The 24,463-nt window shown below is 58.0% G+C and carries 21 protein-coding genes; 5 read left to right on the top strand and 16 right to left on the bottom strand.

Annotation, left to right across the window (positions count from 1 at the left end):
* Positions 1–214 precede the first annotated feature (214 nt).
* The 9 genes from sucD to sdhC all read right to left on the bottom strand — a co-directional run bounded on the left by sucD (position 215) and on the right by sdhC (position 11,582).
* On the bottom strand, positions 215–1,096 hold the full coding sequence (gene sucD, locus D882_RS0106120) for a succinate--CoA ligase subunit alpha (protein ID WP_027922418.1): 882 nt from the start codon (positions 1,094–1,096) through the stop codon (positions 215–217).
* Positions 1,096–2,262 (bottom strand): ADP-forming succinate--CoA ligase subunit beta, encoded by a 1,167-nt coding sequence (gene sucC / locus D882_RS0106115; RefSeq protein WP_007898980.1) that lies wholly within the window; start codon positions 2,260–2,262, stop codon positions 1,096–1,098. Before sucC ends, sucD begins: the two co-directional genes overlap by 1 nt.
* Before the next feature lie 198 nt (positions 2,263–2,460).
* Complete coding sequence (lpdA, locus tag D882_RS0106110; protein WP_027922417.1) at positions 2,461–3,897, bottom strand: dihydrolipoyl dehydrogenase; 1,437 nt, start codon at positions 3,895–3,897, stop codon at positions 2,461–2,463.
* A 97-nt stretch (positions 3,898–3,994) separates the two neighbouring features.
* Complete coding sequence (gene odhB / locus D882_RS0106105) at positions 3,995–5,215, bottom strand: 2-oxoglutarate dehydrogenase complex dihydrolipoyllysine-residue succinyltransferase (protein WP_010456848.1); 1,221 nt, start codon at positions 5,213–5,215, stop codon at positions 3,995–3,997.
* 42 nt (positions 5,216–5,257) lie between these two features.
* Positions 5,258–8,089: a 2-oxoglutarate dehydrogenase E1 component gene (locus tag D882_RS0106100; protein WP_027922416.1), complete on the bottom strand. Its 2,832-nt coding sequence runs from the start codon at positions 8,087–8,089 to the stop codon at positions 5,258–5,260.
* A gap of 261 nt (positions 8,090–8,350) precedes the next feature.
* Positions 8,351–9,055: a succinate dehydrogenase iron-sulfur subunit gene (locus tag D882_RS0106095; protein WP_010456852.1), complete on the bottom strand. Its 705-nt coding sequence runs from the start codon at positions 9,053–9,055 to the stop codon at positions 8,351–8,353.
* Between the two features lie 11 nt (positions 9,056–9,066).
* Positions 9,067–10,842 (bottom strand): succinate dehydrogenase flavoprotein subunit, encoded by a 1,776-nt coding sequence (gene sdhA, locus D882_RS0106090; RefSeq protein WP_027922415.1) that lies wholly within the window; start codon positions 10,840–10,842, stop codon positions 9,067–9,069.
* Between the two features lie 3 nt (positions 10,843–10,845).
* Positions 10,846–11,214 (bottom strand): succinate dehydrogenase, hydrophobic membrane anchor protein, encoded by a 369-nt coding sequence (gene sdhD / locus D882_RS0106085; RefSeq protein WP_027922414.1) that lies wholly within the window; start codon positions 11,212–11,214, stop codon positions 10,846–10,848.
* Positions 11,208–11,582, bottom strand: coding sequence for a succinate dehydrogenase, cytochrome b556 subunit (gene sdhC, locus D882_RS0106080; RefSeq protein ID WP_027922413.1), 375 nt, complete (start codon positions 11,580–11,582; stop codon positions 11,208–11,210). The genes sdhD and sdhC overlap by 7 nt, the downstream gene beginning before the upstream one ends.
* Positions 11,583–11,945: 363 nt before the next feature.
* Between sdhC and gltA the strand changes: the two genes are divergently transcribed.
* Positions 11,946–13,235, top strand: a complete 1,290-nt coding sequence (gltA, locus tag D882_RS0106075; protein WP_007945132.1) for a citrate synthase — start codon at positions 11,946–11,948, stop codon at positions 13,233–13,235.
* A 273-nt stretch (positions 13,236–13,508) separates the two neighbouring features.
* Here gltA and D882_RS0106070 read toward each other — a convergent pair whose 3' ends face one another.
* From D882_RS0106070 to D882_RS0106060, 3 genes are all read right to left on the bottom strand, one after another.
* On the bottom strand, positions 13,509–15,167 hold the full coding sequence (locus D882_RS0106070) for a cation acetate symporter (protein ID WP_027922412.1): 1,659 nt from the start codon (positions 15,165–15,167) through the stop codon (positions 13,509–13,511).
* Positions 15,164–15,475: a DUF485 domain-containing protein gene (locus D882_RS0106065; RefSeq protein WP_027922411.1), complete on the bottom strand. Its 312-nt coding sequence runs from the start codon at positions 15,473–15,475 to the stop codon at positions 15,164–15,166. The genes D882_RS0106070 and D882_RS0106065 overlap by 4 nt, the downstream gene beginning before the upstream one ends.
* 205 nt (positions 15,476–15,680) lie before the next feature.
* Positions 15,681–16,532 (bottom strand): glycine betaine ABC transporter substrate-binding protein, encoded by an 852-nt coding sequence (locus D882_RS0106060; protein ID WP_027922410.1) that lies wholly within the window; start codon positions 16,530–16,532, stop codon positions 15,681–15,683.
* Positions 16,533–16,832: 300 nt separating this feature from the next.
* On the opposite strand from D882_RS0106060, the gene D882_RS0106050 reads away from it, so the two are divergent.
* Entirely contained in the window at positions 16,833–18,428 is a 1,596-nt protein-coding gene (locus tag D882_RS0106050) for a beta-1,6-glucan synthase (RefSeq protein ID WP_027922409.1), read from the top strand.
* A gap of 124 nt (positions 18,429–18,552) precedes the next feature.
* On the opposite strand, the gene D882_RS0106045 is transcribed toward D882_RS0106050, so the two are convergent.
* Complete coding sequence (locus tag D882_RS0106045; RefSeq protein WP_027922408.1) at positions 18,553–18,921, bottom strand: hypothetical protein; 369 nt, start codon at positions 18,919–18,921, stop codon at positions 18,553–18,555.
* Positions 18,922–19,144: 223 nt separating this feature from the next.
* On the opposite strand from D882_RS0106045, the gene D882_RS0106040 reads away from it, so the two are divergent.
* Positions 19,145–20,443 carry a serine/threonine protein kinase gene (locus D882_RS0106040; RefSeq protein ID WP_027922407.1) on the top strand — a complete coding sequence of 433 codons (1,299 nt, stop codon included), beginning with the start codon at positions 19,145–19,147 and terminating at the stop codon, positions 20,441–20,443.
* The gene (locus tag D882_RS0106035; RefSeq protein WP_027922406.1) at positions 20,436–21,224 is read left to right on the top strand and encodes a VacJ family lipoprotein; all 789 of its coding nucleotides are present in this window, start codon (positions 20,436–20,438) and stop codon (positions 21,222–21,224) included. Before D882_RS0106040 ends, D882_RS0106035 begins: the two co-directional genes overlap by 8 nt.
* Positions 21,225–21,408: 184 nt before the next feature.
* Here D882_RS0106035 and D882_RS0106030 read toward each other — a convergent pair whose 3' ends face one another.
* Positions 21,409–22,323: a DUF808 domain-containing protein gene (locus tag D882_RS0106030; protein ID WP_027922405.1), complete on the bottom strand. Its 915-nt coding sequence runs from the start codon at positions 22,321–22,323 to the stop codon at positions 21,409–21,411.
* A 134-nt stretch (positions 22,324–22,457) separates the two neighbouring features.
* On the opposite strand from D882_RS0106030, the gene D882_RS0106025 reads away from it, so the two are divergent.
* Positions 22,458–23,063, top strand: a complete 606-nt coding sequence (locus D882_RS0106025; RefSeq protein ID WP_027922404.1) for a TetR/AcrR family transcriptional regulator — start codon at positions 22,458–22,460, stop codon at positions 23,061–23,063.
* Positions 23,064–23,190: 127 nt separating this feature from the next.
* On the opposite strand, the gene D882_RS0106020 is transcribed toward D882_RS0106025, so the two are convergent.
* Together D882_RS0106020 and D882_RS0106015 are read right to left on the bottom strand one after the other, a co-directional pair.
* A complete protein-coding gene (locus D882_RS0106020; protein ID WP_027922403.1) occupies positions 23,191–23,649 on the bottom strand; it encodes a transposase in 459 nt (152 codons plus the stop codon).
* A 209-nt stretch (positions 23,650–23,858) separates the two neighbouring features.
* Entirely contained in the window at positions 23,859–24,299 is a 441-nt protein-coding gene (locus D882_RS0106015) for a heme-binding protein (RefSeq protein ID WP_027922402.1), read from the bottom strand.
* Positions 24,300–24,463: the final 164 nt, after the last annotated feature.

Raw genomic sequence — 24,463 nt, 5'->3', positions numbered from 1 at the left:
AAAAATGGCGGCTAGCCTAACGAATTTGACTTGAAAACGCACTGTTAGAGGGCGAACTATCCGATACGCGACGTTTCTGTGTCGCGTTTACGTATATAAATTTCATCCTTCAGGACAGATGCTCCCACGCTCTGCGTAGGAACGATCACCTGGAAACGACAAAGGCCACCCGAAGGTGGCCTTTGTTTGGTGAAGCGTGAATTAAGCGCGAGGCTTACTTCATCGCCCAACCGGTCAGCTCGGACAAAGCCTTGCCGATGTCTGCCAGCGAACGCACGGTTTTAACGCCTGCGTCTTCCAGGGCAGCAAACTTCTCGTCTGCAGTGCCCTTGCCGCCAGAGATGATTGCGCCAGCATGGCCCATGCGCTTGCCTGCAGGGGCAGTCACACCAGCGATGTAGGAAACAACCGGCTTGGTCACGTGTGCCTTGATGTAGGCAGCCGCTTCTTCTTCAGCCGAACCGCCGATCTCACCGATCATCACGATCGCTTCGGTCTTCGGGTCTTCCTGGAACAGCTTCAGGATGTCGATGAAGTTCGAACCCGGGATCGGGTCACCGCCGATGCCGACGCAAGTCGACTGACCGAAACCGGCGTCAGTAGTCTGCTTAACAGCTTCGTAGGTCAGGGTGCCGGAACGGGAAACGATACCGACCTTGCCTGGCAAGTGAATGTGACCTGGCATGATGCCGATCTTGCATTCGCCTGGAGTGATCACGCCTGGGCAGTTAGGGCCGATCAGGACTACGCCCAGCTCGTCGCACTTAACTTTAGCGTCCAGCATGTCCAGGGTAGGAATGCCTTCAGTGATGCAAACGATCAGCTTGATGCCGCCGAAGGCTGCTTCCAGGATCGAGTCTTTGCAGAAAGGAGCCGGAACGTAGATCACGCTGGCGGTGGCGCCAGTGGCAGCTACAGCGTCTTTCACGGTGTTGAACACTGGCAGACCCAGGTGCTCGGTGCCGCCTTTGCCCGGAGTTACGCCGCCAACCATCTTGGTGCCGTATTCGAGCGCTTGCTGGGTGTGGAAACTACCTTGCGAACCGGTAATACCCTGGCAGATAACTTTGGTGTCTTTATTGATCAGGACGCTCATTATTTGCCCTCCGCAGCTTTAACGACTTGTTGAGCAGCGTCGGTCAGGCTGGTAGCAGCGATGATGTTCAAACCGCTTTCTGCCAGTACTTTAGCGCCCAGCTCAGCGTTGTTGCCTTCAAGGCGAACAACAACCGGGATTTTCACGCCGACTTCTTTCACTGCGCCGATGATGCCTTCGGCAATCATGTCGCAACGAACGATGCCGCCGAAGATGTTGACCAATACTGCAGCGACGTTAGTGTCGGACAGGATGATCTTGAACGCTTCGGTAACGCGTTCTTTGGTAGCACCGCCGCCCACGTCGAGGAAGTTGGCTGGTTTGCCGCCATGCAGGTTGACGATGTCCATGGTACCCATGGCCAGGCCAGCACCGTTGACCATGCAACCGATGTTGCCTTCCAGTGCTACGTAGTTCAGTTCGAACTTGGCAGCGTGCGCTTCGCGCGGATCGTCTTGCGACGGATCGTGGAAAGTCTTCAGCTTAGGCTGACGGTACATGGCGTTGGCGTCGATGTTGATCTTGGCGTCGAGGCAATGCAGATCGCCGTCAGCCTTGATCACCAGCGGGTTCACTTCCAGCAGAGCCAGGTCGTGATCCTTGAACAGCTTGGCCAGACCTACGAAGATCTTGGCGAACTGAGCAACTTGCTTGCCTTCCAGACCCAACTGGAATGCCAGCTCGCGACCCTGGAATGGCTGAGCGCCAACCAGTGGATCGATAGTGGCTTTCAGAATTTTTTCTGGAGTGTCGTGAGCGATTTTCTCGATGTCCACGCCACCTTCGGTGGAAGCCATGAACACGATACGACGGCTCGAACGGTCAACGACAGCGCCCAGGTACAGCTCTTTAGCGATATCAGTGCACGATTCAACCAGGATCTTGGTGACTGGCTGACCATTGGCGTCAGTCTGGTAAGTCACCAGACGCTTGCCCAGCCACTGCTGTGCGAATGCCTTAGCGTCTTCTTTGCTGCGAACCAGCTTAACGCCGCCCGCTTTACCGCGACCACCAGCGTGAACCTGGGCTTTGACAACCCACTCGGTGCCGCCGATTTTGTCGCAAGCTTCTGCTGCTGCTTCCGGGGTGTCTACTGCGTAACCGGTGGAAACTGGCAGGCCGTATTCAGCGAACAGCTGCTTACCCTGATACTCGTGAAGATTCATGCTTATTACCGTCTTCGTTAGGTACTGCGCATTCGGTGCTGCACTTGTTCAAGTGCCGCACCACCTGTGACTGCTGCTTGCGTAGCCTTTCCGGACAACCGGTGCAGCTACGCAAGACTGCGTCCAGCGGATATTCCGCGGTGAGACTTGCATGCAAGGCTCACGACGGGCCATACCGCCGTGGTTTCTTATTGTGTCTTAACGCTTCTTGCGGTTGGCGATGTGAATGGCGCCGCCATTCACTGCCAGAGCAGCTTCGTGCAAGGCTTCAGACAGGGTCGGATGGGAGAAAACCATCATGCCCAGGTCTTCAGCGCTGGTGCCGAATTCCATACCGATCGCGCCCTGCTGAACCAGTTCTGCAGCGCTCGGGCCAATCACGTGGACGCCCAATACGCGATCAGTCTTGGCATCGGCGATGACTTTGACGAAACCGCCGGTATCGTTGGCTGCCATGGCACGGCCACTGGCTGCGAACGGGAAGGTGCCAACGTTAACTTCAACGCCTTCAGCCTTCAAGGCCTGCTCGGTTTTACCCACCCACGCGATTTCCGGGTGAGTATAAATAACCGAAGGGATCAAATCATAGTTCATCTGGGCTTTGTGGCCCTTGATGCGCTCGACGACCATGATGCCCTCTTCCGAGGCCTTGTGTGCCAGCATCATGCCGCGAACCACGTCGCCGATGGCGTAGACGCCCGGTACGGTGGTGGCGCAGTGATCATCAACGTGCACGAAACCGCGCTCGTCCAGGGTCACGCCGCAATCAGCGGACAGCAGATCAGTGGTCACCGGACGGCGACCAACGGCTACGATCAGCTTGTCGAACGTGATGTTCTGTTCGCCGTTGGCATCGGTGTAGTTCACAACGACTTCGTCGCCGTTCACTTTGGAACCGGTCACGCGAGCGCCCAGCTTGATGTCCAGACCCTGTTTGGTCAGGGTTTTCAGCGCTTCCTTGGAAACGGCAGCGTCAGCGGCCATCAGGAAGGTGTCCAGCGCTTCAAGAACGGTCACTTCTGCGCCCAGACGGGACCAGACCGAACCCAGTTCCAGACCGATCACGCCAGCGCCGATCACGCCCAGACGCTTAGGTACGGACTGGAATTCCAGCGCGCCAGTCGAATCGACGATCACATTCTGGTCAACCGGAGCGGGTGGAATGTCGATCGGACGCGAACCTGGAGCCAGAATAACGTTCTCGGCTTCAATGATTTCTACCGAACCGTCAGGCTTGGTGACTTCGACTTTCTTGCCAGCCAGCAGTTTGCCGTGGCCCTGGATCGAGGTCACGCCGTTAGCCTTGAACAGGGTGGCAACACCCGAAGTCAGGCCTTTGACGATGTTGGCTTTACGGCCGACCATTGCTGGCACGTCCATGGTCACGCCAGCGTGGTTGATACCGTGGATCGCGAAGCCGTCTTGGGCTTCGTGGAACTTCCAGGAGCTGTCCAGCAGCGCCTTGGATGGAATGCAGCCGACGTTCAGGCAAGTACCGCCGAGGGCCAGTTTGCCCTCTTTGTCGGTGTACTTCTCGATGCAGGCGGTGGTGAGACCCAGCTGAGCTGCTTTGATGGCAGCTACGTAGCCGCCAGGGCCCGCGCCGATCACTACTACGTCAAATTTCTGCGACATTCAAAAAATCCTCTTTAGCGAAAAGCTTCAAGCCGCAAGCTACAAGCCAAACTGCCATTTCTTGCAGCTTGAAGCTTGCAGCTCGCGGCTGCTTCTATCAGATATCCAGCAACAAACGAGCCGGGTCTTCCAGCAGGTTCTTGATGGTAACCAGGAAGGTCACAGCTTCTTTGCCATCGATCAGACGGTGATCGTAGGACAGAGCCAGGTACATCATCGGACGGATAACGACCTGACCGTTGATCGCCATCGGACGCTGCAGAATGTTGTGCATGCCCAGGATAGCCGCTTGCGGCGGGTTGACGATCGGGGTCGACATCATCGAACCGAAGGTACCACCGTTGGTGATGGTGAACGTGCCGCCGGTCATTTCGTCCATCGACAGTTTGCCATCACGGGCTTTCTTGCCGAAGGTAGCGATGCCGCCTTCGATTTCAGCCAGGCTCATCAGTTCGGCGTTACGCAGAACCGGTACAACCAGACCACGGTCGCTGGAAACAGCAACACCAACGTCGGCGTAGCCGTGGTAAACGATGTCAGCACCGTCGATCGACGCGTTGACAGCCGGGAAGCGTTTCAGCGCTTCGGTGGCCGCTTTCACAAAGAACGACATGAAGCCCAGGCGTACGCCGTTGTGGGACTTCTCGAACAGGTCCTTGTACTTCGAACGCAGGGCCATGACTTCGGTCATGTCGACTTCGTTGAAAGTGGTCAGCATCGCCATGTTCGACTGAGCTTCTACCAGGCGCTTGGCCACGGTAGCGCGAACGCGGGTCATCGGAACGCGCTTCTCGATGCGGTCGCCAGCGGCGAACACAGGAGCAGCGGCAGCAGGTGCAGCAGCCTTGGCTGGCGCGGCAGCCGGAGCGGCTTTCTTGGCAGCAACCGCTGCAACCACGTCTTCCTTGGTCACACGACCGCCTTTGCCAGTACCGGCAACGGAAGCGATGTTGATGCCGTTTTCTTCAGCCAGCTTGCGAGCAGCCGGTGCAGCAACAGGATCGTCTTCGCCTTCAGCGGCTGGAGCAGCAGCTTGTGCAGCGGCCGGAGCAGCAGCGGCAGCCGGGGCAGCAGCAGCGCCGCCCGCTTCGATGGAGCCCAGGACCTCGTCGGACAGAACGGTGTCGCCTTCGTTCTTGACGATAGCGCCCAGTACGCCGTCAGCAGTCGCCAACACTTCCAGCACAACCTTGTCGGTTTCGATGTCGACGATCAGGTCGTCACGCTTTACAGCGTCGCCCGGCTTTTTGTGCCAGGTGGCAACGGTGCCATCGGCAACCGATTCCGGGAAGGTGGGGGCTTTGATTTCGATAGCCATTATCTGTGGGTCCTTAAATTCGGTTTCAGGTGCGCGAAGGCGTTAAACAGTAAAGGCGTCTTGCAGCAGTTTTTCCTGCTGCTCAGCGTGCATCGACGCATAACCACAAGCAGGTGCAGCAGAAGCCTCACGGCCCGCGTACTCGAGTACGAGAGACTTGTTGAGATTGCTGATGCTACGACGCAAGTGGTGTTGGCTGCAGTACCAGGCACCCTGGTTCATCGGCTCTTCCTGACACCAGACGGCATGTTTGGCGTTGGTGTAAGGAGCCAGGACTTCTTTCAAGTCGTCCTCAGGGAATGGGTACAGCTGCTCGATACGCACGATGGCGATGTCGTCACGACCTTCGGCACGGCGTTTTTCCAGCAGGTCGTAGTAGACCTTGCCGCTACACAGAACAATGCGCTCGACCTTGGACGGGTCCAGGGCGTCGATTTCCGGGATCACGGTCTGGAACGAACCTTCGGCCAGATCTTCCAGGGTCGAAATAGCCAGTTTGTGACGCAGCAGCGACTTCGGAGTCAGAACGATCAATGGCTTGCGCAGCGGGCGAATCACCTGACGGCGCAGCAAGTGGTAGATCTGAGCCGGCGTGGTCGGTACGGCTACCTGAATGTTGTGCTCGGCGCACAGTTGCAGGTAACGCTCCAGACGAGCCGACGAGTGCTCCGGCCCCTGACCTTCATAACCGTGCGGCAGCAGCATGGTCAGACCGCAGAGACGGCCCCACTTGTGCTCGCCACTGGTGATGAACTGGTCGATAACCACCTGGGCACCGTTGGCGAAGTCGCCGAACTGGGCTTCCCAGATCACCAGCGCCTCAGGCGTGGTGGTCGAGTAACCGTATTCGAACGCCAGCACGGCTTCTTCGGACAGGAACGAATCGTACAGGTCGAAACGTGGCTGGCCCTTGTACAGGTTTTGCAGCGGGATGTAGGTGCCCGCGTCTTTCTGGTTGTGCAAGACAGCGTGACGGTGCGAGAACGTACCGCGACCGATGTCCTGACCCGTCATGCGAATCGGGTGACCTTCGAACGCCAGGGTCGCGTACGCCATGGTTTCGGCGTAACCCCAGTTGATCGGCAGGCCGCCGGCTTGCATTTTCTGACGGTCTTCGTAGATTTTCGAGACCTGGCGCTGAACCACGAAGCCTTCCGGAATTTCCAGCAGCTTGGCGGACAGTTCCTGCAAGGTTTTCAGATCGAAACGCGTGTCGTGACGCGCGGTCCAGGCGTGGCCCAGATACGGACGCCAGTCCACGAACAACTCTTTGTTCGGCTCTTTGACCAGGCTTTTTACCACGTGCAGACCGTTGTCCAGCGCGTTGCGGTATTCGTCGACTTTCGCCTGAACACGCTCAACGTCCAGCACGCCGGCCTGGGTCAGACGATCGGCATACAGCTCACGGGTGGTGCGCTGTTTGGTGATCTGCTGATACATGATTGGCTGGGTGCCACTTGGCTCGTCGGCCTCGTTGTGGCCACGACGACGGTAGCAGACCAGGTCGATCACCACGTCACGCTTGAATTGCATGCGGTAGTCGATGGCCAGCTGGGTCACGAACAATACGGCTTCCGGATCATCACCATTCACATGGAGGATCGGCGCCTGGATCATTTTCGCAACGTCGGTCGCGTACTCGGTGGAGCGCGAGTCCAGCGGGTTGCTGATGGTGAAACCCACCTGGTTGTTGATCACGATGTGAACAGTACCGCCGGTCTTGAAACCACGGGTCTGCGACATCTGGAAGGTTTCCATGACCACGCCCTGACCTGCGAATGCAGCGTCACCGTGGATGGAGATCGGCAGAACCTTCTCACCGGTAGGGTCGTTACGACGATCCTGACGGGCGCGAACCGAACCTTCAACCACCGGGGAAACGATTTCCAGGTGGGACGGGTTGAACGCCATGGCCAGGTGAACTTCACCGCCGGCGGTCATCACGTTGGACGAGAAGCCCTGGTGGTATTTAACGTCACCGGAACCCAGCTCGACCTTCTTCTTGCCTTCGAACTCGTCGAACAGCTCGCGCGGGTTCTTGCCGAAGGTGTTGACCAATACGTTCAGACGACCACGGTGGGCCATGCCGATGACGATTTCCTTGGTGCCGTAGGAACCGGAACGCTGGATCAACTCGTCGAGCATTGGAATCAGGCTCTCGCCGCCTTCCAGGCCGAAACGCTTGGTACCCGGGTATTTGGTGCCCAGGTATTTTTCCAGACCTTCGCCGGCGGTGACGCGCTCGAGCAAGTGGCTCTTGATGTCGGCGGAGTAAGTCGGACGGCCGCGTACGCTTTCCAGACGCTGCTGGAACCACTGGCGCTGCTCGGAATCGGTGATATGCGTAAATTCAGCGCCGATGGTGCGGCAATATGTCTGCTGCAACGCTTCGTGAATTTCGCGTAGGCTCGCCTCCTCTTTGCCGATGAACAGGTCGCCGGCACGGTAGGTCGTATCAAGATCGGCATTGGTCAAGCCGTAATGATTGATTGACAGGTCTGCAGGTGCAGGACGCTGCCACAGCCCCAGCGGATCAAGCTGGGCTGCCTGGTGGCCACGCATACGGTAGGCCTGGATCAATCGCAGCACTTCAACTTGCTTCTTCTCGTGCTCACTGCTCACGCTGCCGGCGGAAACCGGTTGTGCGCGGCGCTGGTTCTTTGCCAGCAAGACGAAATGATCGCGAATTGTGGAGTGCGAAACATCGGTGGCAGTGTTGCCGTCAGCCGGCAACTTCTGGAAGTAGGTGCGCCACTCTTCTGGCACAGCGTTAGGGTCGTGCAGGTAGAGCTCGTAGAGCTCTTCCACATAGGCAGCGTTACTACCGGATAGGTAGGCGCTGTTCCACATGCGCTGCATCACGCTTTCTTGCATGCTTGGTCACCCTCGGTTAGGGGAACACCACCGGCGTCGACACCGAGCAAACTTGCAGAAGTCCGAATGCAGCGACCAAAACAAGCCACTTAGGATCACGCTGATAGTCCGGGTACCAGCCCGGATGCCCCTGCTTGTCTCATTTCTTCAAAATAAGAGCCGCAGCTTTATGGGCTGCTGCTCAGGTTAAGACTACGGCGCCGGTTGAAGCCTGCGCCGTAGCATCTTCGGTACAACGGTCTTGCAGTTACAGCAGCTGAATCACACGCCGCTTTGCAGCAGCATGTTACGTACGTGACCGATGGCCTTAGTCGGGTTCAGGCCTTTCGGACAGACGTTGACGCAGTTCATGATCCCGCGGCAGCGGAATACGCTGAACGGGTCATCCAGCGAAGCCAGACGCTCGGCAGTCTTGGTGTCGCGGCTGTCGGCCAGGAAGCGATACGCTTGCAGCAGAGCAGCTGGACCCAGGAACTTGTCCGGGTTCCACCAGAAGGACGGGCAAGAAGTCGAGCAGCAAGCGCACAGGATGCACTCGTACAGACCGTCAAGCTTTTCACGCTCTTCTGGGGTCTGCAGACGTTCGATGGCCGGAGCCGGCGTGTCGTTCTGCAGGTATGGCTTAACCTTCTCGTATTGCTTGTAGAAGATGCTCATATCGACGACCAGGTCACGGATAACCGGCAAACCTGGCAGCGGACGAACGATCAGCTTGTTACCTTTTACGACAGAAGACAGCGGCGTGACGCAGGCCAGACCGTTTTTGCCGTTGATGTTCATGCCGTCGGAACCGCAAACACCTTCACGGCAAGAGCGACGATAGGAGAAACCTTCGTCCTGCTCTTTGATCAGGGCCAGCACGTCCAGCACCATCAGGTCTTTACCACCGGTATCGACCTGGAATTCCTGCATGAACGGCGCGGCGTCCTGATCAGGGTTGTAGCGATAAACACTGACTTGCAACATGGCGGCCACCCTTAATAAGTCCGAATCTTAGGTTCAAAAGTCGGAACAGTCTTCGGCGAGAAGTTCACAGCACGCTTGGTTACGCGCTTGTCACCCGGGAAGTACAGGGTGTGGCACAGCCAGTTTTCGTCGTCGCGGTCTTCGTAGTCTTCACGGGCGTGAGCGCCGCGGGACTCTTTGCGGATCTCTGCAGCGATGGCAGTAGCTTCGGCCACTTCCAGCAGGTTCTGCAGTTCCAGCGCTTCGATACGAGCGGTGTTGAACGCCTGGCTCTTGTCGTTGATCTTGACGTTGGCGATACGGCCACGCAGGTCAGCGAGCTGGGCGATACCCTTCTGCATGTATTCGCCGGTACGGAACACACCGAAGTAGTTCTGCATGCAGCTTTGCAGTTCTTTACGCAGGGTAGCGACGTCTTCACCTTCGGTACGCGAGTTCAGGCCATCGAGACGCGCCAAGGCTGCGTCGATGTCGGACTGACGAGGGCGAGCGTAGTCGACGCCTTCTTTCAGGGTCTGCTCCAGGAACAGGCCGGCGGCACGACCGAATACCACCAGGTCGAGCAGCGAGTTGCCGCCCAGACGGTTGGCACCGTGAACCGATACGCACGCCACTTCGCCTACAGCGAACAGGCCAGGAATGATCTGGTCCTTGCCGTCAGCGTCTTGAGTGATTGCCTGGCCATGAATGTTGGTGGCCACGCCGCCCATCATATAGTGGCAGGTTGGAACGACCGGAATCGGCGCCACGGCTGGATCGACGTGGGCGAAGGTCTTGGACAGTTCCATGATGCCTGGCAGACGGCTGTGCAGAACTTCTTCACCGAGGTGATCGAGTTTCAGCATTACGTGGTCGCCATCCGGACCGCAACCGTTGCCGGCGATGATTTCTTTAACCATCGAACGGGCAACAACGTCACGACCTGCAAGGTCTTTGGCGTTCGGAGCATAACGCTCCATGAAACGCTCGCCGTGCTTGTTGATCAGGTAACCGCCTTCACCGCGGCAGCCTTCAGTCACCAGTACACCGGCGCCGGCGATGCCGGTTGGGTGGAACTGCCACATTTCGATGTCTTGTACCGGCACGCCAGCACGCAGAGCCATGCCGACGCCGTCACCGGTGTTGATCAGGGCGTTGGTGGTGGACGAGTAGATACGGCCTGCACCGCCAGTCGCCAGAACGGTGGCGTTAGCGCGGACGTAGGAGGTTTCGCCGGTTTCGATGCAGATGACGATCATGCCGACAAAGGCACCGTCTTCGTTCTTCACCAGGTCGACGCCGTAGTATTCGTTGAGGAATACGGTGCCGGCCTTCAGGTTGGCCTGGTACAGGGTGTGCAGCAGCGCGTGACCGGTACGGTCAGCAGCGGCGCACGTACGGGCAGCCTGGCCACCCTTACCGAAGTCTTTCGACTGACCGCCGAACGGACGCTGATAGATGCGACCCTGTTCGGTACGGGAGAACGGCAGACCCATGTGCTCGAGCTCGAACACCGCTTCCGGGCCTACGGAACACATGTATTCGATAGCGTCCTGGTCACCGATATAGTCGGAACCCTTGACGGTATCGTACATGTGCCAGCGCCAGTCATCGTTCGGATCTGCCGAGGCGATGGCGCAGGTGATGCCACCCTGGGCGGATACAGTGTGCGAACGAGTCGGGAAAACCTTGGTAACGACGGCAGTCTTGTGACCACCTTGTGCCAGCTGCAGCGCAGCGCGCATGCCAGCACCGCCGCCGCCAATGATGATGGCGTCGAACGAAAGCGTATTAACTGTAGTAGACATGAATCAGATACCCCAAAGAATCTGCACACCCCAGACGAAGTACGCGAACATCGCGACGCCGCATACTGCCTGGAAGAGGAAACGTATTGCAGTCGCGGACTTGCCGAACGCCATTGGCGTCAGGTAGTCGGTCGCGATGGTCCACATGCCGACCCAGGCGTGAGCGCCAAGGGCAACGAGGGCCAGGAGACTGAAAATACGCATCCAGTTGCTTGCGAACAGTTCATGCCATTGGGCGTAGCCGATGCCTGGATGGGCAACGACGTATCCGATCAGGAAAATGAAATAAGCCGCGAGAACGACCGCAGACACACGTTGTGCCATCCAGTCATAGAGGCCCGAACGCGACAGGTTCGTGACGTTAGTTACCATATCCAAACTCCTGCCAGAACGATTACCACCACGGAAACGGCGATAACGATTTTCGAGCCCAGTTTGCCGCCTTCAAGCGACTCGCCGATGCCCATGTCCATGATCAAATGGCGCACACCGGCTACCAGGTGATACAGCAAGGCGGACAGGATTCCCCAAATCACTAGCTTGGCTAGCGGACTGGTCAGACACGCTTTCACCTGACCGAAGCCTTCCTCGGAGCTCAGCGACTTGTCCAATGCATAAAGCATGATGGCCAGGCTGACAAAGAGGATGACACCGGAGATTCGGTGAAGAATGGACGTGTAAGCAGTGACTGGGAGTTTGATGGTCCTTAGGTCTAGGTTTACAGGTCGTTGGCTATTCACGGCTTTTTTTCACACTGAAGAGCCCCTAACAATCAGGGCAAAGTTGTTGGGGAGTGCACTGGTCAGGTACCCACCACCCAGGGAGTGCGACCCCCAATAAAGCAGGCCCAAAAGCCCCTGGCGGTCGGAGGCCGAGTATAGACAGTTAGGCTACTAATGACAACGCGTTCACCTTCCCCTAATAGCTGATTGCACAAGTTGGATAAAAGGCGTAAATGGCAGTCAATTTCGAGGAAAAAGTCCGGTTAAAGCCTTCTGGAGCAAGACTTTAGGCAAATTGACATTCGAATTTATCTCACTATAGTGGTGCGGGCCCTGCGTGGGGGGTCTGTCTGATGATTTCAAGCATAAATAGGAGGCCACATGGCTGACAAAAAAGCGCAGTTGATCATCGAGGGCGCAGCCCCCGTCGAGCTGCCCATTTTAACCGGCACCGTTGGTCCCGATGTTATCGATGTTCGGGGCCTGACGGCCACGGGCCGTTTCACCTTTGACCCTGGTTTCATGTCGACAGCTTCCTGCGAGTCGAAGATCACCTATATCGACGGCGACAACGGCATTCTGTTGCACCGCGGCTACCCGATCGAACAGCTGGCTGAAAAGTCGGACTACCTGGAAACCTGCTATCTGCTGCTCAACGGCGAACTGCCGACCGCAGAACAGAAGGCCCAGTTCGTCAGCACCGTGAAGAACCACACCATGGTTCACGAGCAGCTGAAGACCTTCTTCAACGGCTTCCGTCGCGACGCCCACCCAATGGCCGTCATGTGCGGCGTAGTCGGCGCCCTCTCGGCCTTCTACCACGACTCCCTCGACATCAATAACCCGCAGCATCGCGAAATCTCCGCGATCCGCCTGGTTGCCAAGATGCCGACCCTGGCAGCGATGGTTTACAAGTACTCCATGGGTCAACCCATGATGTACCCGCGCAACGACCTGACGTACGCGGAAAACTTCCTGCACATGATGTTCAACACCCCGTGCGAGATCAAACCGATCAGCCCGGTGCTCGCCAAGGCCATGGACCGGATCTTCATCCTCCATGCCGACCACGAGCAAAACGCATCGACCTCTACCGTTCGTCTGGCCGGCTCTTCGGGTGCCAACCCGTTCGCCTGTATCGCCGCCGGCATCGCCGCACTGTGGGGCCCTGCCCACGGCGGTGCGAACGAAGCCGTTCTGACCATGCTCGATGAAATTGGCGATGTCTCGAACATCGACAAGTACATCGCCAAGGCCAAGGACAAGAACGATCCGTTCAAACTGATGGGCTTCGGTCACCGGGTTTACAAAAACCGCGATCCACGCGCTACCGTCATGAAGCAGACCTGCGACGAAGTGTTGAAGGAACTGGGCATCAAGAACGACAAGCAACTCGAACTGGCCATGCGCCTGGAAGAGATCGCCCTGACCGACCCGTACTTCATCGAACGCTCGCTGTACCCGAACGTCGACTTCTACTCGGGGATCATCCTCAAGGCGATCGGCATTCCAACCAGCATGTTCACCGTGATCTTCGCGCTGGCGCGGACTGTCGGCTGGATCTCCCACTGGAAAGAAATGCTCTCCAGCCCGTACAAGATTGGCCGCCCGCGCCAGCTGTACACCGGCTACGAGTCGCGTGACATCACCAAGCTGGAAGACCGCAAATAAGACCCGTCTTGCGATAACGTCTTAAGCTGCACCGGAAACGGCCTCTATTTATATAGAGGCCGTTTTTGTTTGTGCCTGCACTATCGCCATCGCGAGCAGGCTCACTCCTACAGGAGTTAGGTGTCGTACACACATCCCCTGTAGGAGCGAGCCTGCTCGCGAAGGTGTCAGCCCTGACACCACGCCTCCCAACCTGCGGACAAACAAAAATGCCCCGATCTCTCGACCGGGGCATTTCTGTTTAACGCAACTTACATAACCCAACCTGAAGCCTTAGTGGGAAACCGCCCCGCTCGACCCCAACCCTGTCTGCGAACGCACAAACTGAGGGAAGAACAGCGCGCGCTCGTTATCAGCCGCGGTCGACTTGTCAGTGATCGAGAAGAACCAGATCCCGACAAAGGCAATCGCCATCGAGAACAACGCCGGGTATTCATACGGGAAGATAGCCTTCTCGTGATGCAGGATCTGCACCCAGATGGTTGGCCCGAGCACCATCAAACCGACGGCACTCACCAGACCCAACCAGCCACCAATCATCGCACCGCGAGTGGTCAGCTTCTTCCAGTACATGGAAAGCAGCAGCACCGGGAAGTTGCAGCTCGCCGCGATGGAGAACGCCAGGCCCACCATGAACGCGATGTTCTGGCTTTCGAACAGAATGCCCAGGCCAATCGCCAACACGCCCAGGGCGATGGTGGTGATCTTCGAAACGCGGATTTCATCCTTGTCGTTAGCCTTGCCCTTCTTGATCACACTGGCGTACAGGTCGTGAGACACCGCCGTAGCACCTGCCAGCGTCAGGCCAGCCACGACCGCCAGGATGGTTGCAAACGCGACCGCCGAGATGAAGCCCAGGAAAATACTGCCACCCACCGCGTTGGCCAGGTGCACCGCCGCCATGTTGTTGCCGCCCAACAGCGCGCCCGCCGCATCTTTGAAGGCCGGGTTGGTGCTGACCAGCAGGATCGCGCCGAAGCCGATGATGAAGGTCAGGATGTAGAAGTAACCAATGAAGCCGGTTGCATACAGCACGCTCTTGCGCGCTTCTTTTGCGTCACTCACGGTGAAGAAGCGCATCAGAATGTGCGGCAGGCCAGCGGTACCGAACATCAATGCCAGGCCCAGGGAGAACGCCGAGATCGGGTCTTTCACCAGACCGCCGGGGCTCATGATCGCCTCACCTTTAGGGTGAACCTTGATCGCCTCGGAAAACAGCATGTTGAAGTCGAAGTTGACGTGTTTCATCACCATCAGCGCCATGAACGAGGCACCGGACAGCAACAGCACAGCCTTGATGATCTGCACCCAGGTGGTCGCCAGCATGCCGCCGAACAACACATACATGCACATCAGGATACCGACCAGGATCACCGCAACGTAGTAGTCGAGACCGAACAGCAGCTGGATCAGCTTGCCGGCACCGACCATTTGCGCAATCAGGTAGAACGCCACCACCACCAGCGAACCACACGCGGACAGCGTGCGAATCTGGGTTTGCCCAAGGCGGTAGGACGCCACGTCGGCAAAGGTGTATTTGCCCAGGTTGCGCAGGCGTTCGGCGATCAGGAACAGAATGATCGGCCAGCCCACCAGGAAGCCGATCGAGTAGATCAGGCCATCGTAGCCGGAGGTGAACACCAGGGCGGAAATACCCAGGAAGGACGCCGCGGACATGTAGTCACCGGCAATCGCCAGACCGTTCTGGAAACCGGTGATCTTGCCGCCCGCCGCATAGTAGTCAGCGGCCGAGTTGTTGCGCTTGGAAGCCCAATAAGTGATGCACAGGGTCAAGCCGACAAACGCCACGAACATCAGGATCGCGGAAACGTTGAGCGGTTGTTTGTGCACTTCACCCGTCAGGGCTTCAGCCGCCCACGCACCCGGCGCAAACGCCGCAATGCTCAATAGAGCCATCAGACGCCGGATCATTGCTGAGCCTCCTTGAGAATCGCATTGTTCAGGTCGTCGAATTCGCCATTGGCGCGTCGTACGTAGATTGCAGTCAGGATAAAGGCCGAGAGAATCAGCCCGACACCAATCGGTATCCCCCAGGTAATCGAAGACTCAGGGCCGATTTTCGCCCCCAGCACATGCGGCCCGTATGCAATCAAAAGAATGAATCCGGAGTAAAGCCCAAGCATGATCGCCGAAAGAATCCAGGCGAACTTTTCTCGCTTGCTAACCAGCTCCTTGAAGCGCGGGCTGTTTTGAATCGAGAGGTAAATGCTGTCGTTCATTGTTTTTATCCTCGCAGCACAGATTAAAGTTGGAACGTTATCCACTCTATGCGGCTGCGGAACAGGTTCCAGACGACCTTAGTATTAGAACGACATGACAGAATCGCCATTTTCCAGCAGACACGCCCGCAGAGAAACGCAAAAGGCCGCTTGGCGGTGATGCCAAGCGGCCTTCAGAGGTGCTGACCAGACACGTCAGCTCAAATTATTTGGTCCACTCGGCCACACGCTCCGGGTGTTTGGCTACCCAATCTTTCGCCGCGGCTTCCGGCTTGGCGCCATCCTGGATCGCCAACATGACTTCGCCGATTTCGTCTTTCGACGCCCACTGGAAGTTCTTCAGGAACTTGGCCACTTCCGGTGCCTTGGTGGCGAGTTCTTTGCTGCCGATGCTGTTTACAGTTTCAGCAGCGCCATAAACGCCTTTCGGATCGTCGAGGAAGCGCAGTTTCCACTTCGCGAACATCCAGTGCGGCACCCAACCGGTCACGGCAATGGATTCGTTTTTCTTCTCGGCACGGGTCAGCTCGGCAATCATGCCGGCGCCGGAACTGGCCTTGAGTTGATACCCGGTCAGATCGTAATCCTTGATGGCCTGTTCGGTCTTGAGCATCACGCCTGAACCGGCGTCGATGCCGACGATGCGTTTTTTGAAGCTGTCGTCGGTTTTCAGATCGTCGATGGTCTTGGCTTTGACGTACTCAGGCACGATCAAACCGATTTTTGCATCTTTGAAGTTCGGACCGTAATCGACGACCTGGTCCTTGTTCTTGGCCCAGTATTCACCGTGCGTCACTGGCAGCCAGGCCGACAGCATGGCGTCGAGTTTGCCGGTGGCCACGCCTTGCCACATGATCCCGGTGGCGACGGCTTGCAGCTTAACGTCATAACCGAGTTTCTGTTTGATCACTTCGGCCGCTACGTGAGTGGTCGCGACGCTGTCGGACCAACCGTCAACGTAACCGATGCTCAGGGTCTTGCTCTCGGCGCTGGCCATGGTGGAGCCAATCGCAAGTACCAGAGCGGCACCTGCGCCTAAAAGTCGTCGCATCTTCATCGTTACTTCCCCGAAAGTGCTGCGCTCGACGGATGCCGAGTCGCGTCAACGTATTGTTATGGTGCACAGCGCCCCCATCACGCCCACCGCAAACTCGTCCGACCATCAGCGTGATTTATCTATGGGTGCACTGATGCGTCGATCATCAACCTGACGACAACCGCGACCTGCTCTGTCAGCGACCTCAAGGCATCGAGAAACGACATCAGAACGCCATTAATCTTGAGCGGCGGAAACGCCCCGGCCAGTCCGCCCGAACTTTGCATGTCAAAATTATGCAAGCCTCCTGACCCGGGACAAATGCAGGTAACATGCGCGGCTTTGCTCCCAGACGGCCTGACCATGCCCGCGACATCACGCTTTCCTTTTTTTGCTTATCTATTCGCCTGTCTTCTGGGGTTGTTTGCCTTCGGCGGCTTCTGGTACGGCCTCGGCAAACCGGTGATCCTGCCAGACGTGGCCAGCGCGACGCACAAGCTGCAATGTGCCTCTTACACCCCGTTCGACAAGGATCAATCGCCGTTCGACCAGCCGTTCAAATTGCGCCCGGAGCGCATGGACGCCGACCTCGCACTGCTGGCGAAAAGCTTCGAATGCATCCGCACCTACTCCATGACCGGCCTGGAGGCGCTGCCTGATCTGGCGCGCAAGCATGGTTTGAAGTTGATGATCGGTGCCTGGGTCAACAGCAACCCGGTCGATACCGAGAAAGAAGTCGACCTGTTGATCGCCTCGGCAAATGCCAACGCTGACGTGGTGACCGCCGTCATCGTCGGCAACGAGACCTTGCTGCGCAAAGAGGTCACCGGCGCGCAACTGGCCAAGCTTATTAACAAGGTCAAAAGCCAGGTCAAACAGCCTGTCACTTACGCCGACGTCTGGGAGTTCTGGCTCAAGCACCCGGAAATCGCCCCGGCAGTGGATTTCCTGACCATCCATTTGCTGCCGTACTGGGAAGATGATCCCTCGAACATCGACGCAGCCCTGCAACATGTGGCGGAAGTGCGTCAGGTGTTCGGCAACAAATTCGCGCCCAAGGACGTGATGATTGGCGAAACCGGCTGGCCGAGCGAAGGCCGTCAACGTGAAACCGCCCTGCCGAGCCGGGTCAATGAAGCCAAGTTCATTCGTTCTTTTGTGATCATGGCCGAGCAACAAGGCTGGCACTACAACTTGATCGAAGCGTTTGACCAGCCGTGGAAGCGTGCCAGCGAAGGTGCGGTCGGCGGTTACTGGGGGCTGTTTGACGCGGATCGTCAGGACAAAGGCGTGCTGGCCGGACCGGTGTCGAACGTGCCGTACTGGTCGCAATGGCTGGCCGTGGGCGGCGTAATCTTTCTCGTGACGCTGATGCTCGGTGGCCGCGTTCGCAGCACTCGCGCGGCGCTGGTGCTACCACTGCTCGGCGCATTGGCGGCGTGCTCGATTGGCGCCTGGGGTGACCTGGCTCGCGTCACCACGCGGTTTGCCAGCGAATGGTTGTGGGTGGCGCTGCTGACGGCGTTGAACCTGTTAGTGCTGGCCCACGCCGCGCTGACGTTGAGCGCTCGCACCGGTTGGCGTGAGCAGGCATTCAATATGCTGGAACGTCAGGCGGGCTGGTTGCTCGCGACGGCGGGGTTCGCCGCAGCGGTGATGATGCTGGAACTGGTATTCGATCCGCGTTATCGCAGCTTCCCGAGCGTGGCATTCATCCTGCCGGCACTGGTTTACCTGTGCCGTCCGGTGAGCGTGCCACGTCGGGAGATTGCATTGCTGACCTTCATCATTGGTGCAGGCATTGCGCCGCAACTGTACCGTGAAGGCTTGCAGAACCAGCAGGCCTGGGGCTGGGCGCTGGTGAGTGTGTTGATGGTTGCGGCGTTGTGGCGCAGCTTGCGGGTTCGCAAGGCTTAATCTTCAGAGAAGCTACTGGCCCATCGCGGGCAAGCCACGCTTCCACAGGGTTTTCTGTCGTATACAAATGCTGTATTCGCCGGAGAACCCTGTGGGAGCGTGGCTTGCCCGCGATGACCATTAATCAGGCGCTACGAGACGCCCGGACCAACCGAAGCCCCGCAATCACCACCGCAAAAACCGCCAAAGTCGTGTTGTACAACGCCAACGCCGGAAACCCGAACACCAGCGCCAGCACCGCCAGCCACCACCCGGCCCGGCCCGGAAGGACGAAGCCGAGCACCGCCGCCGCAATCGCCGCCCAACCCAACACGGCGAAGTGAATCATCAAGCCCAGGTTCGAACGAACCCCACATTCCCAACGGCTCGCCTCGTCCACGCAGATGCCGACCCACTGCGCATCCTCCATGAAGCCATAACGCGCGCCGTAACTGGCGGCCAGCCATAACGGCAGCAAAACGAGCAGTAAAACCACGGGCAGACGGCGGGACATGAAACACTCCAATAAGCGAAAACGGCGGCCAGCTTAATCCCCCGCCAGCGGGATGCAAACGCGGGTAACAGAAAACTGGTAACGAAATGGCTGCAAAGTGTATCGTCCAGCGACTATTATCCGGAAATACGCCTCTTTGGTGCCGCTGCGTGGCACTTTGGCGCAACACCGATGGTCATAGCCTGCGAACTTCATTCGGCACCTTCCTCTAAGGGATCTAGTCATGCTCCGCTTCTTGCGCTTCGCCGCCCTCTTTGGCGGCCTTATTTTGAGTGCGTCCGCACTGGCGGTCGATATCGACGCCGCCAGCTATGGCTACCCCTTGAGCAATCCGTTCGAGGCGACCATCGCCACGACGCCTCCGGACCTGCGTCCGAAATTGCCGCTGGACGAGGACATCAATCAGAGCGACCGCAGCATCACGCTGCGCCCGGAGCGTGCATTCGAACTGCCAGACAATTTCTGGCCTGTGAAGAAGCTCACCTATCGCATCGCCACACAAGACAAAGCCGCACCGCTGATCTTCCTGATTGCCGGTACCGGCGCGCGCTATGACAGCAGCCTCAACGAGTACCTGAAAAAGCTCTACTACCAGGCCGGCTACCACGTGGTGCAACTGTCGTCGCCGACCAGTTTCGACTTCATCAGCGCCGCTTCACGCTTCGCCACACCGGGCATCACCAAGGAAGACGCCGAAGACATGTACCGGGTGATGCAGGCCGTGCGGGCACAAAACCCGAAAGTGCCGGTCACCGACTACTACCTGACCGGCTACAGCCTCGGTGCACTGGACGCCGCCTTCGTTGCGCACCTGGACGAGACCCGCCGCAGCTTCAACTTCAAGAAAGTCCTGCTGCTCAACCCGCCGGTGAACCTGTACACCTCGATCACCAACCTGGACAAGCTGGTCCAGACCGAGGTCAAGGGCATCACCAGCAGCACCACGTTCTATGAGCTGGTACTGAACAAACTGACCCGCTACTTCCAGCAAAAAGGCTACATCGACCTCAACGATGCCCTGCTCTATGACTTCCAGCAGTCCAAGCAGCACCTGACCAACGAACAGATGGCCATGCTGATCGGCACCTCGTTCCGCTTCTCGGCGGCCGACATTGCCTTCACCTCGGACCTGATCAACCGTCGCGGCCTGATCACCCCGCCGAAATTCCCGATCACCGAAGGCACCAGCCTCACGCCGTTCCTCAAGCGTGCGCTGCAGTGCGACTTCGACTGCTACATCACCGAACAGGTCATCCCGATGTGGCGCGCCCGCACCGACGGCGGCAGCCTGCTGCAACTGATCGACCAGGTCAGTCTTTATGCACTCAAGGACTACCTGCACGACAGCCCGAAAATCGCTGTGATGCACAACGCCGACGACGTGATCCTGGGCCCTGGCGACCTCGGTTTCCTGCGCAAGACCTTCGGCGATCGCTTGACCGTTTATCCACTCGGCGGCCATTGCGGCAACCTTAACTACCGCGTCAACAGCGACGCCATGCTGGAGTTCTTCCGTGGCTAAATATCTCCTGCTAATCGCTGCGTTACTCTGTGCAGGCGTCGCCAATGCCGACAACAGCAAGGCCAACGCCCCCGTCGTGATCGACAATGACGGCTTCAAGGAGCCGTTGAGCAAACTCAAGTTCAACCCGGGGCTGGACCAGCGCGAGTTCGAACGCTCGACACTCAACGCACTGGCCGTCTATGACCCGCTGGAAGAATGGAACCGCCGGGTGTACCACTTCAACTACCGCTTCGACCAATGGGTGTTCCTGCCCGTAGTCGATGGCTATCGCTACGTCACGCCAAGCTTCCTGCGTACCGGCGTGAGCAACTTCTTCAACAACCTCGGCGACGTGCCGAACCTGGTGAACAGCCTGCTGCAGCTCAAGGGCAAGCGTTCGATGGAAACCTCGGCGCGCCTGCTGCTCAACACCACCATCGGCATCGCTGGCCTGTGGGACCCAGCCACCGCCATGGGCCTGCCGCGCCAGAGCGAAGATTTCGGTCAGACACTTGGCTTCTACGGTGTACCCGGCGGTGCCTACTTCGTCCTGCCGATCCTCGGCCCGTCGAACATCCGCGACACCGGTGGCCTGGCGGTCGACTTCACCGTCGAGTCGGAGATCAACTACCTGAACGTCTCTGAAGTCAGCTCCAACCATCCGGAAGTCTGGATCCTGCGCGGCATCGATAAACGCAACCAGACCAACTTCCGTTATGGCCAGCTGAACTCGCCATTCGAGTACGAAAAAGTGCGGTTCGTGTACACCGAGGCGCGCAAGTTGCAGATCGCCGAGTAAATCCGGCGGCAACAAAAAAGGCCATTCGATGCGAGTCGAATGGCCTTTTTACATTCCCGCCACACCACAAATCCCCTGTAGGAGTGAGCCTGCTCGCGATGAGGTCAGCACAGTCAAAATCTCTACTGACTGACCCAGCGCTATCGCGAGCAGGCTCACTCCTACAGTTGGACAGCGTTTGGCTTTAGCCTTTCAGCGCTTTCCAGACCTTGCTGGCAACCATCACGCCCGCCAACACCACCGCACCCGCGACAATCCCCGCCACCGCGTTCAACAACGTCGGCACGATAAACCCGGCACCGCCCGCCCCGGCGCTGACGCTTTCGATCCAGTGATGAACCACCGGCACGCCGTGGGTCAGGATCCCGCCACCGACCAGGAACATCGCCGCCGTACCGATCACCGACAGGCTTTTCATCATGTAAGGCGCGGCTCGCAAAATGCCGCCGCCGATGCTTTTCGCCATCTGCCCAGGCTTTTGGGTCAGCCACAAACCGAGGTCGTCGAGTTTGACGATGCCCGCCACCAGGCCATACACGCCGATGGTCATGACAATGGCAATGCCCGAGAGCACGATCACTTGTTGGGTCAGCGAGGCATCTGCCACGGTGCCGAGGGTGATGGCGATGATTTCTGCCGACAGGATGAAATCGGTGCGTACCGCGCCTTTGATCTTGTCCTGTTCGAACGCCACCAGATCGACCGCCGGATCAGCGACAGCCTCGACCAGTTCCGCATGTTCGGCCTGGTCTTCAGCCTTGCTGTGCAGGAATTTGTGCGCGAGCTTCTCGAAACCTTCGAAACACAGGTAAGCGCCGCCGACCATCAACAACGGCGTCACCAGCCACGGAATGAACGCGCTGATGGCCAAGGCCGACGGCACCAGGATCAGTTTGTTGCGAAACGAGCCCTTGGCCACGGCCCAGACCACCGGGATTTCCCGCTCGGCCCGCACGCCGCTGACCTGCTGGGCGTTGAGCGCCAGATCGTCGCCGAGCACACCGGCGGTCTTCTTGGCGGCCATTTTGGTCATCAATGCCACATCGTCGAGTACCGCGGCGATGTCATCGATCAGCACCAGCAAACTGCTTCCTGCCATGAATCAGGTTTCCTTCTTGAATGAATGCTGCGCAGCATAGCGCGGCCGAGTGCCACACGGGGCATTCTTGAGCGCCGCGCGAGGCCGGTGATACCATGCGCAACCGCCAGAACAGGCAAGGAACCCCCTGGTTTATGAGCACTATCCGCGAGCGCAACAAAGAACTGATCCTGCGTGCCGCCAGTGAAGAATTTGCCGACAAGGGCTTCGCTGCGACCAAAACCAGTGACATCGCAGCCAAGGCGGGATTGCCCAAGCCCAACGTCTACTACTACTTCAAATCCAAGGAAAACCTCTACCGCGAGGTCCTGGAAAGTATCATCGAGCCGATTCTGCAGGCCTCGACACCGTTCAATCCTGAAGGCGAGCCCAGCGAAGTACTGAGCGGCTACATTCGCTCGAAAATTCGCATCTCCCGCGACTTGCCGTTCGCCTCGAAAGTGTTCGCCAGCGAAATCATGCACGGCGCCCCGCACCTGAGCGCCGACCTGGTGGAACAGCTCAACAGCCAGGCCAAGCACAACATCGACTGCATCCAGACCTGGATCGACCGCGGCCAGATCGCCGCCATCGACCCCAACCACCTGATGTTCAGCATCTGGGCCGCGACCCAGACCTATGCCGACTTTGACTGGCAAATCACGGCGATTACTGGCAAGGCCAAGCTGGATGAGGCCGATTATGAGGCGGCAGCGCAGACGATCATTCGGTTGGTGTTGAAGGGGTGTGAGCCGGACTGACCACCGCGCTGCGGCCATCGCTGGCAAGCCAGCTCCCACAGAGTTTTGCGTCGTTCACACTATTTGTGTCCAACGCAAAAATTTGTGGGAGCTGGCTTGCCAGCGATGGAGGCAACTCAGTGTCAGATCAAATCCAAATGGCATCCCAAAGCGGATAGTCGCCAATCTTTTCGACCAACCCCGCCCGTAATGGGTTAGCCACCACATATCGCGCCATTTTCACCAGATCCTCTTCCCGCCGCAGTGCCCGGTCGTGATAACCCTGCTGCCAAAGCGGTCCTTTCCTGTTGATGGAAATATTCACTTCTCGCGCAATCAATGACTTGGTTTCGCGCATCAGTTTTTTGAGCGAGCAATTTTCCAGTTCGACCAACCAGTGAAAATGATCAGGCATGACAACCCAAGCCAGTGAGTTCGCTAATTCGAGTTCTTGCGCCCGCCGAAATTGATGAGCCACCAATCTGCCCAAAGCGAAACCGGCAAAGATCGGGTCTCGATCAAGTGTGTTGGTGGTCAGTAGATAGATTCTATTGGGCTCGGCATAGCGGCCGGCTCGCAGGTGATGTGATGCGGGAAGATCAGGCAATCCATTGCCCCTTCACGATGAGTTCATTAGAAGGCTAGACCTCAGTGATCCATCTGGCTGGTTGGGTCTTTTTCTTGATGTGTCCGTCAGGCCACCATCGCTGGCAAGCCAGCTCCCACAGTGGTTGGTATCGTTCAAAAATCTTTGTTCAACACAAAACCTTGTGGGAGCTGGCTTGCCAGCGGTGACTATCGATCAGGCGCGAGAAATCAGGAAGCCACCCCTGCATCCGCCTTCAACTCCAACGCCTCCACCGCCTTAATAGCCACCTGCTCATCGATATCCGACAGATCGCCGCTAATCCCGATTGCTCCCAGCACATTCCCCGCCTGATCCCGAATCAACACACCGCCCGGTGCCGGCACGACGCTGCCCTGGCCCATGCTATTGAGCGCGGCAATAAAGGCCGGGCGTTGTTGGGCGTCGAGTGCCAGAAGGCGTGAGCCCTTGCCCAGGGCGATGGCGCCCCAGGCTTTGCCGATGGCGATATTCGGGCGCAGCAGGCTGGCGCCGTCTTCGCGTTGCAGTGTAATCAGGTGGCCGCCGGTATCGAGTACCGCGACGGTCAGCGGCGCGGCGTTGATGCCCCGCCCTGCATTGATGGCTTCGTTGACCAGTTTGACTGCAACTTTCAAGGTTAAAGCGCTCATGGTGCCGTCCTCATTTTGTTTTTCGGAAAGGCGTTGGGCTGCGCCGTTGTGCCGCAGGCCGATGCAACAAATAGAACACAATGAGTTATTTTTTTGTATACAATAATTATCGAAAAGCGCCACATGCGACGAAAAGCCACACTAGATAAGGCTTTCGACGAATG

It is taken from the genome of Pseudomonas sp. URMO17WK12:I12 (genome assembly GCF_000514395.1).
GTDB classification, from domain to species: Bacteria; Pseudomonadota; Gammaproteobacteria; order Pseudomonadales; family Pseudomonadaceae; genus Aquipseudomonas; species Aquipseudomonas mucoides.
This window is presented reverse-complemented; position numbering and strand designations above follow the sequence as displayed.